A 16,440-nucleotide genomic window follows, 5' to 3' on the forward strand; every position below is an offset into this window, starting at 1 on the left:
GAAAAAATAAGGGTAACATCACATATAGATTCCATGGAAATGTTATGAATTTACTAGATTATTTTTGAAAACAATCGAAGGGGAATGGGAGAATGCGAGATTTAATGATATAATCTGCATTGGAATTGTTGAGGTTTCACAATCATGTAAAATGCCTAAGGCAAAGGAGTCGATTATGTTGGCAAAAACATTGATTTTCGGGCATAAAAATCCGGATACGGATACCATTTGCTCAGCTATTGCTTATGCAGACTTAAAAACCAAACTGGGCGCGGACGTAGAGCCGGTTCGTCTGGGCGAGGTGAACGGGGAAACGCAGTATGCACTAGATTATTTCAAAGTGAGCGCGCCACGTCTGGTTGAGCAGGTTTCTGCTGAAACGGACAACGTCATTCTGGTCGATCATAATGAACGCCAGCAAAGCGCCGCTGATATTGACAAGGTACGTGTAACTGAAGTCATCGACCATCACCGGATCGCTAACTTTGAAACAAGCCAGCCGTTATACTTCCGCGCTGAGCCAGTGGGTTGCACAGCCACCATTTTGAACAAGCTCTACAAGGAAAATGGTGTAGCGATTCCGAAAGAAATCGCAGGTCTAATGTTGTCCGCGATTATTTCCGATTCCCTGTTGTTCAAATCCCCAACCTGCACGGATCAAGACGTAGCTGCTGCTCGTGAACTGGCTGAAATTGCTGGTGTGGATGCAGATCGTTACGGATTTGACTTGCTTAAAGCGGGAGCTGATTTGAGTGGTCATACCATTGAACAGTTAGTAAGTCTGGATGCCAAAGAATTTCAGATGAATGGTCGCAAAGTGGAAATTGCTCAAGTGAACGCAGTAGACGTCAACGATGTGCTATCGCGTCAGGCTGACCTAGAAGCTGCATTATCCCAAACCATTGAGGCCAAAAATCTCGATCTGTTCCTGTTCGTTGTAACAGACATTGTGAACAGTGATTCCATTGGTATTGCCCTGGGAAGCCAAGCACAAGCGGTTGAGAAAGCCTATAATGTTCAGTTGGACGACAATAAGGCTGTTCTAAAAGGCGTTGTATCGCGCAAATCGCAAATTGTGCCTGTATTGACTGACGCTTTTAACAGTTTGTAATGATAAATAATAAGCCTCCTGAACCCGACTGTATGATGGCAGTGGGAGCAGGGGGCTTATTTTTATTTCTTCAGTTCTGCCAGGACGTCCCCGATGCGGAATTCAAATGCCAATTTCAACTGATCGCTCATCAGGTGCCAGGCGTTTTCAGCTACAGCGAGATCGCCGCTATGGGTAAAGGCATGTGCGGCACCCATGTATTTTTTATACTTCACAGGGACATCTGCTTTAATCAGCCGTTTGGCATACAACTCGGCTTCGTCAGCCAAGGAGTCCAACTCCGCGGTTATGATCAGAGCAGGAGGGAGATTATGTAGTGATTCTGCAAAAATGGGGGAAACTAACGGATTTCGCGCCTCATCTGGTGAGTTCAGATAACTTTCATTAAAGATTTTTGCTACTCGTGGTGGAATCCCCTTCTCGAATTGGGGCTTCAATTTGGGATTTGTAGCAATATCCAGTGGTGGGTAATCCAGTACCTGATATACAATCGGAAATTCCTTGCGCTCTCGGGCCATAAGACACAGCGCTGCCGCTAGATTGCCACCCGCACTGTGTCCCCCAACCGCAATGCGTTGAGGATCTACGTTAAGCACATCAGGATGCTCGTACAACCATTGGGTCACATCATAGCTTTCCTGTAGCGGGATAGGGAATTTATGTTCCGGGGCCAAGCGATAATCAACATTAACGACGACGCAATTCGCACGTTCAGCAATGACCGGGCACCAGGGATCATCCATTTCGGCGCTGCCCATTACAAAACCGCTGCCATGGAAATTAACGAATACAGGGAGTGGATCAGCAGACCGGTGAGAAGGTTCATATACAATCACCCTGGAGTCACCAACAGAGGTGGGGATGATCCTTTCTTTCCGATGTACTTTGGGAGAATGCGAAGGTTTGAAATCGGACGCAGCTACCATTCTGCCATCCGATATGCGGGCAAGTTTGACGAACAGTTTTTGTCTCAGTCTTCGCACCATTTTTCTCTCTCCTCTCTGGAGTCGGTTAGACGCGAACCTTTAACATCTTCAAACGCAGAACGTACACGTGACAAATAGGTTTGGAACTGACAGATTTCCGACTCACTAAAGTCTGACATCAAACGTGACGCCAGCCCTACGAAAAAGGGATCCATCTGTTGAATTTTACTTCTTCCTTTATCGTTCAGGGACACAAACACTCCCCGCTTGTCATTGGGATCGTCATATTTATTAATGAATCCCTCTTGTTCGAGAGAAATAACCATAGAACTGATTGCTGCCCGGCTTACACCCATCTTATCAGCCAAAGCAGAAGGAGATGACATTTCATCTCTTTGCGCTGAAAGTACACAAAGCGCGATATATTGCCCGTAGGAGAGACCAAATTCACGTGAACGTTTTTCCATATTCTTACGTATTTCATACGTTATGGAAAATAAATCTACCAAAACACCAATCGGTTTATTGCCACCTGGAAAGAGATTATAGGCCAGTTGACGAATTTCGGAGTCCAAAAAAAAGAACATGCGATCCACCTCGATGTAGTTAATTAGTTAACTGTAATTTAATTAACCACTGGTTGCAATGATTTATACAAACTTTGTTCCGCATTTTTTTAAAATATATCTGTAAAACGTCATATCCAGGGACCGATACACTGATCGAGGCCCTGATTCACAAAGGCTTGTATGGAGGGCTGACGCAGGGTACGTCCTTCTTGCCACCGCCACTCACTATATTGAACCTTGGCGGTATACATGGGTTGCACCCAAAACGCATCTTGATGCCGATCCGGTTTATTGCTAAAGGGTCGTTCCGATATGGTATGTGGCAGCAGGCGCTCGGTAAGCTGACGCCAATCTCCCCGAGTCAGCTTACCCGTACCCACATGCCCGATATAGCGCAGCATTCCTTGTTTATCATATTGGCCCAGCAACACAGCGTTGATAATGCCTCCGTTCAGGGTATAGCCACCGATAACGGCAATGATATCGCCATAATTTTTGACCTTGAGCCATCGTCCGTCCTTTCCGCCCAATGTGTACGGACTATCCAGCTTTTTACACACAATGCCTTCCATTCCTTGGCTGCACATGACCTGAAATAGAGCTTGTCCATCAGGATGAGCGGGAGCCAGTTGAATCCGTTCATTCGGTATGATGATCTGATGCAGCAGTTCAAGCCTTTCCTGTAACGGTTTAAGATGAACCCACTCCCCGTTCAGATAAACAATATCAAACAACATGTAAGTAGCGGGTACAGCTTTATAGGCTGACTGAATTCGATCCGTCCGACGAATCAGATCCCGTCGCATAATTTCATGGAACGATGGCTTACCGTCGGCACCGAGTGCGATCATTTCCCCGTCCAATATGACCGAATCAGCCTTACAGTAGGAGGGGAAGAGAGCAAGCTCCGGGTATAAAAGCGTTCGTTCGTGCTGTTTGCGGTTGAACAGACGCGTGCTGCCCTGATCGTGATACGTCAAAATTCTCGTACCGTCCCATTTTATTTCGTAACGCCAAAGGCCTGTTGCATCTACAGGTACTTTTTCGCTCAGTTCCGGTTCAAACGGGATGACAGGTTTTAATTCCGTACGCAACGCAGCACCTCCCTTGCCTTCATTGGAATAAATATAGTGTCGACGATAGATCTTATTTTATGTATGTGATGTTTCGCTGATTCCTAAATAGGGGAATGATAAGGATATCTTGCGTCGGCATGAAGTGATTGCAGTAAATTCGTAGCATGGAGTTGTAACGGGATGTTCTTCAGTCAGAAAGGAGATTGGTTTCATGAGACAAATTCGCGAGGAGGACCATGCAGTAGTCATGGTGGATGATGGACAGGTAGTTGCAGAAGTAGGCTATAAATCCATAGATGACCACTCATTGGTCATTGACCATACATTTGTATCCGAGCAGTTACGGGGTCAAAAAATCGGCAAGGAGCTTATCGACCGAGTGGTTGATATGGCAAGGAATGAGCATAAAAAGGTTATTCCTGCTTGCTCGTACGCGCTTGCTCTGTTCAAGCGCCATCAGGAATACAGTGACGTATGGCAGCAATGAATATGGATCATCAAGGCTGCTTAATTGCATAACCGATACAACACCGGAGCGGGTAATCAGACCTTCCCGGTGTTTTTTGTGTGCATAAAGCTTGTAAAATCAATGCATTCTACCGTTGATATAGGGAAGTAAAGGGCTATTCTCAAATGTTGAAGCATATTTTCTGACAGATGGCTATGAAATTGTTCATACTGTTGTCACTTCACAGGCTGTCCATGAGTTCTATATAATATATTATGGTTATGACTACAACAGTAACGAAAACCTGAATTTAACGAAGGAGACGCTCATGATGAATAAAGCGAGTGAGGACAAGCAGTACGTTCCAACGAGCAATCGTAATTTTACAGCCTTGATTATCACCGTTTCCATTATAGCCAACGTGATTATTTTGCTGCTGTTCTTTTCGCCGATCGGATACCAGGGTAGTGTGAGTTTTGATCTCACTATTTTCCCAAGGCTGAATGCGATTTTTAACAGCTTCACATTTATTTTTCTGGTGGCTGCACTGGTTGCTATTTTCAAAAAGAACATTAAGCTTCATAAGACCTTTGTTTTACTGGCCTTCGCCAGCACCGTTTTATTTTTATTTTCCTATCTGACCTTTCACTACATTTCGCCGGAAACTGCAAAATATGGTGGGGTGGGTATCCTTCGGCCGATTTACTTTACGCTGTTGATTTCGCATAGCATACTGGCTGCGATTATTGTACCGCTGGCCCTGTTCACGGTTGTATGGGGATGGACGATGCAGGTAGCAAAACATCGTAAGATTGCACGCTGGACGATGCCGATTTGGCTATATGTGAGCTTGACCGGGGTACTGGTGTACGTTTTCATGGCCCCATACTATTAATAGATTAAACCCTTTGCGGGTTGATTTAGGGAAATGGCGTCTCTGCTGAAGAGACGTCTTTTTTGTATCCAATAAAAGAAAAATTATTCCTTCTAAATTTATTTTATTGAAAAAACGTTCCTTCTTTAGCGGCATTTCTGCTATAATTTGCCTTAATCAACTAAGAATAAGGGGGTCACCATGTGACAAAGAAAGCGAAAGGCAGGTTACGGTTGCTTGTATCTATGCTAGCGCTGGTTGTACTGCTGAGCAGCTGCGGTGGTGGAGGATCAAAGTCGGAAAAGGTTGACGGAGGGAAAGTAACACTGCAATTTTGGACCATTGCACTACAACCTACATTTACCCCGTATTTCAATCGGGTGATTGCCGATTATGAGCAGAAGAACCCCAATGTCAAAATTGACTGGAAGGATTACCCTTATGACGCAGTAACCAATAAGCTGTTGACAAGTATCGCTAGCAACAGCAGTCCAGATGTAGTCAATCTCAATACAGAATTTGCTAGCCAAATGGGCTCCAAGGGTGCTGTTGTTGATATGAATGAGCATTTGTCGCCCGAGGAAAAGGCTGCTTATTTCGAGGGTATTTATAATTCTACAGTTATTAACGGTAAAGCTTATGCGCTACCCTGGTATACCGGTACAGAAGTGCTTTACATGAATACAAAGCTGGTCAAAGCTGCCGGATTGGACCCTGCCCATCCGCCCAAAACCCGGGAGGAATTGTCTGAATGGGGCCGTCAGATTAATAGAAAAATTGGCAAGGCAGGCTATGCTCAGCAGCTTGTATCCAAGCTTTTCGCTGTGGACGGCATTCCTATCCTAAATAAAGAAAAGACAGCAGCGGCGTTCAACACACCAGAAGCAGTCACTATGATTGATAATCTGAAAAAACAGATGGAAGATGGCATTGTACTCAAGGAAGACGCTGAATTCTCACAACAAGTGAAATATTATGCCGGCGAGCAGGTTGCTTTCGAGCTGGCAGGCCCGACGTTCATCAATTTTATCAAAACGGCAGCGCCGGATGTTTATAAGAACACAATTGCTGTCCCTGTCCCAACCGGCAAAGCCGATGTGCGGCTCTCCAACTCCATGGACCTGGTCGTACCTGCTAAGTCTGCACATGTGGACGAAGCAGTGAAATTTGCCGTTTTCTTGACAAACGCAGAGAGTCAAACAGCTTTTTCTAAAGCGGCGAATACACTACCTTCCACGAAAGACTCCATTAAAGATCCATATTTTACTCAGTCTGACAAATCATTAGAAGCACAAGCCAAGGTAGTATCCGCGCAAAGCTTGGATAAGGCGACAGATTATATGGTCGGTGTGCCTAATGCCAAAGATGTGAACAGTGCCATTGCGCGAGCTTTACAAAATATGGTATTGAACGGCACGGATACGAAGCAGACGCTTACTGCTCTGGAGCAGGAAGTAAACGATATTTTAAAGCAATAGGTTTGACAGGGGAGTAAGTGAATACTCCCCTGTTCATTTATCAAAATCAGGTGGTGATGCAGCATGATCAAATGGTTGAGGTCGGAGTCCTTTACGGCCTGGGCCTTTATGACGCCGGGACTGTTATTGCTTGCCGTCTTTGTATTTTGGCCTATTATTTACAGCATTCCGCTGGCATTGACGGACTACTCTGTCATATCAGACACCCATTTTGTCGGCTTGGATAATTTTGAGGCGGCGTTTAAGGACCGTAACTTTCTTATTTCGATTTGGAACTCATTGTTGTACGTGCTTATTGTCCCCTTTCTTCAAACTTTCTCCATCCTGATGGCTGTGCTTGTGAATAGCCGTATCCCGGGAATTAAAATATTTCGTACGACCTACTACATCCCTGTTGTGACTTCGATGGTAGCGGTAGCCTTAATTTGGAGCTGGCTGTTGGGCAAAAACAGCATAGTGAACTACTTGCTCATGCAGGTCGGCTTGATTAGCAAAGACATACACTGGTTATCGGACAGCAACTTGGCTTTGTATGTACTAATGTTCATCACAATGTGGAAGGGACTCGGGTATTATATGATGCTCTATCTGGCTGGATTACAAAATATTCCCCAAGATCTGTACGAAGCCGCTAGAGTCGACGGAGCAAGCCGATGGCGTCTGATTGTCCATATTACTCTTCCGCTGCTGAGACCCTACGTTCTGTTCTGTACCCTTATATCGCTCATGTCAGCTATTCGCGTATTTGATGAAGTGTATGTACTAACCAAGGGTGGGCCGGGAACGGCCACGTTGACATCCAGCTTGTATATTTTTCAAAAGGGCATGGAGCAGTTTAATTTTGGATATGCTTCCGCGCTTGGCTTAATTGTCGGTGCAATGATTGCCGTACTTAGTATTATCGTATTCCGATTCAATAGGAAAGGCGGTGTCAATCCCTATTGATGAATCTAAAGGATGACAAAATGCTACGCTCATCTCTTCCTAAAAAGGAAAGCAGCCGCATCATGCGCAGTCTTGCTCGAATACTGAGAATGACGGTCATCTACGTGCTTCTAGTGCTACTCGCCCTCTTTTTAATGGGACCGTTCCTATGGCTGCTCAGCGTATCCCTCATGCCAGGCCGCAACATTTTTTCAACGCCACCCGCTATTTTTCCGACCTTTATTGATTTCGACAACTACGTTCAGGTGTGGCAGTTCATGAATTTTCCAAAGTATATGCTGAATACGGTCATCATTACGGTGTTGGGCGTTGTGCTCAATGTGGTGCTCGCCAGTCTGACAGGATATCCCTTGGCTGTATTTCGTTTTAAGGGTAAAAATCTGGTGTTTACGCTGCTGATTGCCACGATGATTATTCCTTCCTACACCGCATTTATTGTGCATTATCTGACCATTCAAGGGCTTCATCTAGGCAATACCTATTTGGGTGTGGTGTTGCCTGGGGCAGTCTCCGTTTTCAACATCTTTCTAATGCGACAGACGTTTATTCATATTCCTACCGATGTGCGTGATTCCGGTAAAATGGACGGCGCTTCGGAGTTCCGAATTTGGTGGCAGCTGGTGCTTCCGCTGGTCAAGCCAGCGCTGGCTGTAATCTCTCTATTGGAGGCGATGTCGTTCTGGAACAGCTTTCTGTGGCCTATCGTTATTTTGAACGATACGGAGCTATATCCGCTGGCAGCTGCGCTCACGTATCTCAACGGTCAATTTGCCTATAACTTCGGCTGGATTGCTGCAGGCACAATGATTTCGGTACTGCCGATCATTATATTGTTCCTGTTTACGCAGCGCTACTATATGGAAGGTCTGGCGGGAGCGGTAAAAGGATAAGCCAGTAGTCACGGCTACGAAGAGCCTGTGAAGGGAAGGAGACGATTGCGATGAAATTGTCCAAAGGAATGGGGCCTCATTCAGGTGAAGGGCTATCACGGCAGGAGATACAATATTATTTTCGTGATGTGTATGACAGCGGGGAAAGGCTGGTTATCTCCGAACCGCGACTGATCTGTGAACTGTCCTCTCGCTTTGCAATGAATCAGGAGTATGAAGGTGTGCTGGACCCTGAGGGACCGATCAAGCTCATTGTACCTCCAGGACCGGGTGTACCGACTGAAACACGGGGAAGCGTACAGTTGGTGCTCGAATATGACGGAACACTTGCTGCAGACGGATATCGGTTGGACATTCAGAAGGACGGGCGGATTGAAATCCACGCTTCCAATAAAAGAGGGCTCAAATACGGTATGGATGCCCTGCATCTCCTGCTTCAGGTGGAACAGGAGCGATGTACTCTGCCGGTGATGTCTATTCGGGATGATCCTTCCTTTCCGGTCCGAGGAATTATTGAGGGCTTCTATGGGAAACCGTGGAGTTTCGCGGATCGGCTGGATGCCGTCCGTTTTATGGCTGCGCATCGGATGAACACGTTCATGTATGCCCCCAAGGATGATCCATATCATCGTGAGCTATGGAGAGAACCGTACCCTGAGGATACGTTTGACCAGATCCGCGAATTAAAGGAAGCCTGCGAACGGCATGAGGTTGATTTTCATTATTGTATCAGCCCAGGGAACGACCTGAGCTTTGGCAGCGATGAAGATTTCCTCAAATTGACGGAAAAGCTGGCGGCCGTGATTGCGATTGGCGTACGTCATTTTTCTGTATTAATGGATGACATTGACTATGTACTCAAAGGGGAAAATCGACATTTGCTGGGCCGCTCGGGTCACGCTCATGTCTTTTTGACGAACAAGGTGCATGCATGGCTGGCTGAACGACTGCCTGAATTTACGCTGACGGTCTGTCCTTCGGAATATTGGTCATATTGGGATACCGAATACAAAAAGGATTTCCGTGAGCGGCTGCATCCGGAGATTAAGGTGTTCTGGACGGGGTACTTTGTTTTTGCCCCACAGATTAGTCGCGAGCACGCCGTTGATAATCATGCATACTTTGGGCATGAGCTGTGGCTGTGGGATAACATCCCGGTGAATGATTGTGACCATGATCGGTTATTCCTTGATCCGCTACGCGGACGGTATTCCGGGCTACCGGACTGCGGACATACCGGTATGGTGGCCAACCCGATGAATCAGTGGGAATGCTCCAAAGTGACGCTCATTACGATGTCCCACTACATGTGGAACAGTGAACGGTATATGCCTGAGCTATCTTGGGAATGGGCTGCGCGGGAGTTAGCGGGAGAGCGTGCGGATGAACTGATGTTTTTCTGTCGTCAAAACAGGAACAGCCGACTGGGCGGCAGCGCGTATGAGGACGTGGACCTTGCTTTGAAAATGCGCGATATCCCTGCGCTGGATATGTACTTTGAGCGGCTGCTTCAGGCGGTGAGCGTCCTGCGGAACGTGCCTGCCGATGATCTAGCCGCAGGGTTCGTGTCCCAGGCTGCACCGTGGCTGGAACGTGCCGAGCTGGATGCGGGCCTGTGGCAGGTGCTGCGTCCAGCTGCGCTCAGCAGCGAGCGACAGGACGATGCACAGTCGGGGGAGAGCAGCACGTCGAGCGAAGCAGTTGACGGGCAAGAGCCGTCGCCTCTGACGGACGAAATCGCAGGAGAACTGCGACGCGGTATCACTGCTTGCTTAGAAGCGGAGGCTCGGCTGGGTAGCAATCCGGCGATCCGTGCTGCCGCGCAGTGGGGTTATGTCGATCAGGATGAACAAGGCAAATATCGGCTGATCTTGTGAGTGTTTGCGATGGATTAAGAAACCAAGGCAGCATAGCTGCCCTGTAAATAATCATTTGCCGTTAGGATAACGGTAATTTTCAGGAGAGGTGGAATGTACGGTGAAGTCAAACACCCGATTACTTTTTATACCGCTGGATGAGCGGCCCTGTAATTATCAATTTCCTTATTTACTGGCACAAGGCACAGACTTGGAAATGGAGCGGCCCCCATTGGAATGGATGGGGCAAAAGAAAACCCCTGGCGATACGACCAGACTATGGGCATGGCTCGAAGAAAGCGCAGCAACTGCTGATGGAGCCATTGTTGCGATGGATACGTTGCTGTACGGAGGAATCGTACCTTCTCGACTACACGGTATGTCGAGCGAGCAGGTCAGAGATAGAGTGAATCGGCTTCGCAGGCTAAAGCAATTATATCCGCAACTGACTCTGTATGCATTTCAACTGATTATGCGTTGTCCGCAATACTCTTTGGCTGATGAAGAACCGGATTACTATGCCGATTGGGGTCGTGAGATATTCAGAAAGGGCTTCATTGAGCATCGTCAGGAACTGGGGATCGCTACCGCAGAAGAGTTGCTTGAATTAGTTGATATTAACGAGCGTTTGCCAATGGAAATACTGGATGATTACTTGGGGCGTCGCCATGCGAATTTGGAGGCCAATGAAGTTGCACTGGATCTCGTAGCAGAAGGTATCATTGATTTTATGATCATCCCACAGGATGATTCGGCTCCCTACGGCTATACCGCCAAGGATCAGCAGCGGCTAAGAAGTCGTATTTCTGAGCTTGGGCTGGATTTGAATGTATACATGTACCCGGGAGCAGATGAAGTGGGTTGTACGTTGCTGGCTCGTTGGGTTAACAAGATGAATAATGTAGTCCCACTGGTGTATCCTCGATTGTCTGCTTTGCAGGGGGCATTCGTAGTTCCGCTTTTTGAAGATCGCTATTTTTACGAAACCTTAAAATATCAGATTATGGCGGCAGGTGGGCTAATAGCTTCCTCAGCAATGGAGGCTGATTTGATTTTGTTGGCTAACACACCCGGTGACACGATGGCAGAAGCTTCATCCCAGCAGCGTGCAATGACCGGATATGATGTACATCGGAATGTAGTAGAGCTGGTTGAGTACGGTTCTTATATGCTGCAATATGCAGGTCAAAATGTTGCAGTTGCTGATGTGGGCTACGCCAACGGAGCAGATCTCAAGCTAATTAGACTATTGAAGCAAAAAGGACTGCTTTTTAAGCTGGCGGGTTATGCAGGCTGGAATACCAGTTCTAACACGCTGGGCACCGTCATTGCCCAGTCTATGCTGTATACCCACTATGGCTCTACGGAGGAACATTTGGATTTTCTGTCGCTGCGCTACGCCGAGGATGCCTGTTATTGCGCTGTGGTACGTACGGCTATGAATAACGGGATTGTGGAGCAGATGGGTTTTACCAAGTTTATGCTCGATGGACCGAGAGGCTCGGTAGCTGCGGTTATTCACGGACGGCTGGAGCAGGCGCTCAATGAATATGTGAACGGGCCGGAAGGCCGCGTGGAAATTACAGATTGCTACATGCCGTGGAACCGCACCTTTGAAGTCGGATTAACCGTACGGCATCATGCCGAGAAGAGAGGGTGATTCCTATGGGAATGGAAGGTGTGTTATCCAAAGTTCAGCACGGACTGATCGTATCCTGTCAGGCGCTGCCAGGCGAACCGTTGCATGGAGCAGATTCTATGGTCAAAATGGCGCTTGCCGCACAGCAAGGTGGAGCTGTAGCGATTCGTGCCAATGGCGCATCGGATGTACGTGCGATTAAACAGGCGATTTCTCTACCAGTCATTGGCTTGATTAAGCGGGATTATGATGATTCTGATATTTACATTACGCCTACCCTTCGTGAAATGGAGGAACTGGTGGAGGCAGGCGCGGATATCATTGCGCTGGATGCCACATTACGACCGCGCCCAGCGGGATGCAAGCTGAAGAGGCTCATAGATTATGCCCATGAGCAGGGAGTTACTTCCATGGCAGACATTTCGACACTGGAGGAGGCGCTTCATGCGGCCTCTCTTGGCGCAGACTGCGTATCCACCACGTTATCCGGGTATACACCGTACTCTACTCGGATTGAGGGTCCTGATCTGGAGCTGGTTCGGAGAGCGTCAGAACTGGTTCCTGTTCCTTTAATTGCAGAGGGCAAAATCTATGATCCGGCGCAGGTTGAGGAAGCATTCCGAATGGGAGCACATGCAGTGGTTGTAGGCTCGGCGATTACCAGACCCCAATTGATTACGCAGCGGTTTGCCGATGCCGCAAGGAAGGCAGTGAAATGCATCTATGGAGATGAACGACCGAATTAACACATATTATCCTTCATTAACGAAATCGGAGCAGAAAGTCGCCTTGTGCGTACTGGAGCATCCCGCAGACATCATATATTTCTCCGTGACAGAGCTGGCGGATTTTGCAGGTACAGGTGAAACGACCGTCATGCGCTTTTGCCGGAAGATTGGTTTCAAAGGCTATCAGGATTTCCGACTGTCCCTGGCGCAAAACCAGACTTATCGTAAAAGTGATATGGGCGAGGAGAACATCGACCCAGATGACGAGCAAGATATTACGCGTACGGTGTATCACAACATGCTCGATATTTTGCACTCCAGTATGGGGCTGCTGGACCATTCAGAGCTTGGTCGTGCGATTGCGTGTCTCGATCAAGCGGGCTATGTTCAATTTTTCGGTGTGGGCGCTTCGGGAATTTCTGCGCAGGATGCTAAAAACCGTTTCTTACGGATCGGGCGTCGCGCCGAGGCTGTGGCAGACGGACATATTCAGTCGATGATGGCGGTGTCCATGAACCCGGGTGATGTGGCTATCGGTATCAGTGTATCAGGAAGTACGCTGGATACGAACGATATGCTGCATAAAGCCAAGCAAAACGGTGCAACGGTTATCGCAATTACAAATTATGCGAAATCACCCATTACCTCCATTGCGGATATCGTGTTGCTGACCGCAGGCAAGGAAGCTCCAATAGAAGGTGGTTCAATCGGCGCTAAAATCTCACAACTATTCGTGATTGACCTCATCTGCGAAGGGCTTGCTCGCAAGCATACGAATCACACCAAACAGATGAAGGAAAAAACAGCGAGGGCCGTTATTGAACGAAGCTATTGAGATTTTTCAGTTGTGAATTGAAAACTTGTGCTCCGACAGTTCAATGACTTGTGTTTGTGGTGCTTATGAATGGCTATTTCAAGTATTGCTATTAATAGAAGGTTTGTACAAAGAGCTAGTAAGCTTTTATGTAGGGCAACAAGGAGGTTGGTGTGGTGGTAGCTGCTGTGAACAGAGTCATTGGAATCGACATTGGGGGCACATCGGTGAAGGCCGCCATAGTGGCACGGGACGGATCGGTGCTTGATGAAATTCGGCTGGATACGGACGCTTCCCGTGGACGTGAATGGGTGTTGTCGCAGGTGTCAGAATCTGTGCTCGGACTGTTGCGTTCTTTTGGGGATACCAGCATCGGTGCCTATATAGATATAGGCGCTCTAGGCATTGCTACTGCTGGCAGAGTAAATGTGGAGAGCGGCGTAGTTGTGTATGCCACAGATAACCTACCTGGCTGGCAAGGTACATCCTTAGTAACGTGGGCTAAAGAAAAACTGGCTTTACGAGCGGTTGCTGATAATGATGCGAACGCCGCTTTACTTGGAGAAGCGTGGCAGGGAGCGGGGAAAGGCAAGCGACGCTTGGTGATGCTCACGTTGGGAACAGGTGTCGGAGGTGCATATATGGAAAATGGCCTCTTGTGCAGAGGGGCTTATTGGAGCGGCGGTGATTGGGGGCACAGTATTCTATACCCCGGAGGACACCCCTGTAATTGCGGAAAAAAAGGGTGCGCCGAGCAATATGTATCGGGGAGCGCCCTGTTACGTCGAGGTAGGGAACACGTCGGTAAATTGTACCGCTCGGGAAACGAGATTGTGAAAGAGGCCGTTCACGGTAACCAGGAGGCAATGCAGGTGCTGGATGATTACACCGCAGATTTAGCTGTACTTCTAGCTAACATCTCGGTGACTCTTGATCCTGAGGGGATCATTGTAGGCGGAGGAGTAGCGGACACGGGAGAGGTCTGGTGGCCTATGCTGGAAAAGCATCTGCACCAATTTGGAGTTCAAACGGAAGTAAGTCGGGCATTGTTGGGCAATCGCGCTGGAATCATCGGCGCTGCACGGCTTGCCTTCGAAATGACCGAGTCCTAGTACAAGAATGAAAGGGGAACGAACCATGACGCAAAAACGGCTTGATACCGACATTGTTGTGATTGGCGGAGGTCTGGGGGGGACATCGGCAGCTCTTGCGGCGGCGAAGGCTGGCATGAGAGTCATCGTGACAGAGGAGACGGACTGGTTAGGGGGGCAGTTAACTTCACAGGCGGTTCCTCCAGATGAGCATCGATGGATCGAACAATTTGGTTGCACAGCAACATACCGTGAGTTCCGTAATCGTGTACGTGACTATTACCGTCAGAACTATCCGTTAACCGAAGAAGCTCGAAATAATCCCATTCTCAACCCTGGGAACGGTTGGGTAAGCCGTCTGGCTCATGAACCACGGGTAGCTCTGCGGGTGCTTGAAGATATGCTCGCTCCTTATTTGAATACGGGGCGCGTTCATGTATACTATCACACCGTGCCTATTGCCGTTCAGACGGATGGGGACTGTATTACTTCTGTAACTGTCCGTACCTCGAATAGCGCTGATCATAAGTGTGGATTTAGAGTGCTGCACGGAACGTTTTATCTGGATGCGACAGAGTGTGGTGATCTCCTTCCGATGGCGGGCGTGGAGCATACGAGTGGAGCGGAGTCGCGGGCTGCTACGGGTGAACCTCATGCACTGGAGTGTGCTAACCCTTTTGATATGCAATCTATCACACATGTGGCTGCCGTAGACTATATTCCCCAGGAAAGCTTCATTATAGAGCGGCCGCAACAATATGATTTCTGGAGAAATTATATTCCGTCCTTTTCCCGTTTTCCGATTTTGAGCTGGTTTGCTACTGACGCGGATGATACCAGTAAACTAAAACAGTTCACATTGTTTCCTAACGATCAGGGTATTGTATCCTTATGGGATTATCGTCGTATTGTAGATCCCTCGATATGGAGCAAACCGCTAAATGATGGTGAGGTAACTCTTTTAAACTGGGCGCAAAATGATTATTACCTAGGGCCATTGATCGGTGTCACCGCTCAGGAGCAGGCAAAACATCGAGAAGGAGCGCGTGAGTTGACTCGTTCATTAATATATTGGCTTCAAACCGAAGCGCCCCGGTTAGATGGAGGGTTCGGCTATCCGGGAATTCGACCACGGGGTGATATTCTCGGCACTTCTGACGGTCTGGCTAAAACGGCTTATATTCGCGAGTCACGCCGAATCCAGGCCAATTATATGATATCTGAGTTTGATGTAAGTCGTGAGCTTCGGGGAGAAGAGGGCCCTAAGCGATATACAGACAGTGTAGGTGTAGGTAGCTATCATTTGGATCTTCATCCAACTACGGTATCTCAGCGAACATTCTACATCCCTAACTATCCCTATGAAATTCCATTGGGCTCACTTATTCCGGTGAGGGTACGCAATTTACTTCCTGCCTGCAAAAATATAGGGATGACCCAAATAGCCAATGGCTGCTATCGATTGCATCCTACAGAATGGAATATAGGAGAATCAGCGGGAAGCCTAGCGGCTTACTGTGTCTCCAACGAAGTATATCCCATTGAAGTGAGCCGATCATCAGAGCATCTTGGATGTTTTCAAAATGTTCTTCTTCGCCAAGGTGTGGAACTGCACTGGCCTGCAGAGGTATTTGAGCCAGAGGAAGTCATCAGCTAATGAAGGGGCAACTAGCCCCTCGACTGATTTTAAATGAGCTGAAAGATGAGTGGATTTATGATGAAATAAAAAAATGAAAAAAAGTGCTTGCTAAGTTGCTTGGATTTATGATATATTATTTGAGCTGACAACAAAACAGCAGTTTCAAAAGCGAAAAGCTTGGGTGAAATGATCTTAAAAAAAAGAAAAAAATAACCCTTGCATTTTTGAAACGAACATGATATGATCTTATAGCTGCTGAAAAACGCGGCGAAAGAGAAGTGTTTGATCTTTGAAAACTGAACAACGAGTGAGTAAAACGATTTTGTTCGCAAAATCAAACAAGAGATATTTTATCT

Annotated in this window: 15 protein-coding genes; 12 read left to right on the forward strand and 3 right to left on the reverse strand. The window is 47.5% G+C overall.

Going from position 1 to position 16,440, the window contains the following annotated elements; genetic code table 11:
- Positions 1–175: 175 nt before the first annotated feature.
- Positions 176–1,111 (forward strand): manganese-dependent inorganic pyrophosphatase, encoded by a 936-nt coding sequence (locus G9G54_RS22160; RefSeq protein WP_274597358.1) that lies wholly within the window; start codon positions 176–178, stop codon positions 1,109–1,111.
- Between the two features lie 62 nt (positions 1,112–1,173).
- Here G9G54_RS22160 and G9G54_RS22165 read toward each other — a convergent pair whose 3' ends face one another.
- The 3 genes from G9G54_RS22165 to G9G54_RS22175 form a co-directional block, all read right to left on the reverse strand.
- Complete coding sequence (locus tag G9G54_RS22165; RefSeq protein WP_165179633.1) at positions 1,174–2,097, reverse strand: alpha/beta hydrolase; 924 nt, start codon at positions 2,095–2,097, stop codon at positions 1,174–1,176.
- Positions 2,082–2,624 (reverse strand): MarR family winged helix-turn-helix transcriptional regulator, encoded by a 543-nt coding sequence (locus tag G9G54_RS22170; protein ID WP_069290889.1) that lies wholly within the window; start codon positions 2,622–2,624, stop codon positions 2,082–2,084. The genes G9G54_RS22165 and G9G54_RS22170 overlap by 16 nt, the downstream gene beginning before the upstream one ends.
- Positions 2,625–2,734: 110 nt before the next feature.
- Positions 2,735–3,700: an ATP-dependent DNA ligase gene (locus G9G54_RS22175; protein ID WP_165179634.1), complete on the reverse strand. Its 966-nt coding sequence runs from the start codon at positions 3,698–3,700 to the stop codon at positions 2,735–2,737.
- A 193-nt stretch (positions 3,701–3,893) separates the two neighbouring features.
- Here G9G54_RS22175 and G9G54_RS22180 point away from each other — a divergent pair, with 193 nt between their 5' ends.
- From G9G54_RS22180 to G9G54_RS22230, 11 genes are all read left to right on the forward strand, one after another.
- Positions 3,894–4,169 carry a GNAT family N-acetyltransferase gene (locus G9G54_RS22180; RefSeq protein WP_134903211.1) on the forward strand — a complete coding sequence of 92 codons (276 nt, stop codon included), beginning with the start codon at positions 3,894–3,896 and terminating at the stop codon, positions 4,167–4,169.
- Between the two features lie 292 nt (positions 4,170–4,461).
- Entirely contained in the window at positions 4,462–5,025 is a 564-nt protein-coding gene (locus tag G9G54_RS22185) for a DUF420 domain-containing protein (RefSeq protein ID WP_023986646.1), read from the forward strand.
- A 182-nt stretch (positions 5,026–5,207) separates the two neighbouring features.
- Complete coding sequence (locus G9G54_RS22190) at positions 5,208–6,482, forward strand: ABC transporter substrate-binding protein (RefSeq protein WP_061830677.1); 1,275 nt, start codon at positions 5,208–5,210, stop codon at positions 6,480–6,482.
- Positions 6,483–6,545: 63 nt separating this feature from the next.
- Positions 6,546–7,427, forward strand: coding sequence for a carbohydrate ABC transporter permease (locus G9G54_RS22195; RefSeq protein WP_165179635.1), 882 nt, complete (start codon positions 6,546–6,548; stop codon positions 7,425–7,427).
- A complete protein-coding gene (locus G9G54_RS22200) occupies positions 7,427–8,317 on the forward strand; it encodes a carbohydrate ABC transporter permease (protein WP_069290894.1) in 891 nt (296 codons plus the stop codon). Before G9G54_RS22195 ends, G9G54_RS22200 begins: the two co-directional genes overlap by 1 nt.
- Before the next feature lie 50 nt (positions 8,318–8,367).
- The gene (locus tag G9G54_RS22205) at positions 8,368–10,194 is read left to right on the forward strand and encodes a protein O-GlcNAcase (RefSeq protein ID WP_165179636.1); all 1,827 of its coding nucleotides are present in this window, start codon (positions 8,368–8,370) and stop codon (positions 10,192–10,194) included.
- A gap of 100 nt (positions 10,195–10,294) precedes the next feature.
- Positions 10,295–11,833, forward strand: coding sequence for a DUF4127 family protein (locus G9G54_RS22210; protein WP_165179637.1), 1,539 nt, complete (start codon positions 10,295–10,297; stop codon positions 11,831–11,833).
- A 5-nt stretch (positions 11,834–11,838) separates the two neighbouring features.
- Positions 11,839–12,558, forward strand: a complete 720-nt coding sequence (locus G9G54_RS22215; RefSeq protein WP_061832130.1) for an N-acetylmannosamine-6-phosphate 2-epimerase — start codon at positions 11,839–11,841, stop codon at positions 12,556–12,558.
- A complete protein-coding gene (locus G9G54_RS22220; RefSeq protein ID WP_165179638.1) occupies positions 12,536–13,375 on the forward strand; it encodes a MurR/RpiR family transcriptional regulator in 840 nt (279 codons plus the stop codon). The genes G9G54_RS22215 and G9G54_RS22220 overlap by 23 nt, the downstream gene beginning before the upstream one ends.
- Positions 13,376–13,527: 152 nt before the next feature.
- Positions 13,528–14,466 carry an ROK family protein gene (locus tag G9G54_RS22225; RefSeq protein ID WP_446723029.1) on the forward strand — a complete coding sequence of 313 codons (939 nt, stop codon included), beginning with the start codon at positions 13,528–13,530 and terminating at the stop codon, positions 14,464–14,466.
- A gap of 25 nt (positions 14,467–14,491) precedes the next feature.
- Complete coding sequence (locus G9G54_RS22230; RefSeq protein WP_165179639.1) at positions 14,492–16,102, forward strand: FAD-dependent oxidoreductase; 1,611 nt, start codon at positions 14,492–14,494, stop codon at positions 16,100–16,102.
- Positions 16,103–16,440: the final 338 nt, after the last annotated feature.

Origin of the sequence: Paenibacillus sp. EKM212P, assembly GCF_011066115.1 — a bacterium.
In the GTDB taxonomy this organism is placed as follows: Bacteria; Bacillota; Bacilli; order Paenibacillales; family Paenibacillaceae; genus Paenibacillus; species Paenibacillus polymyxa_B.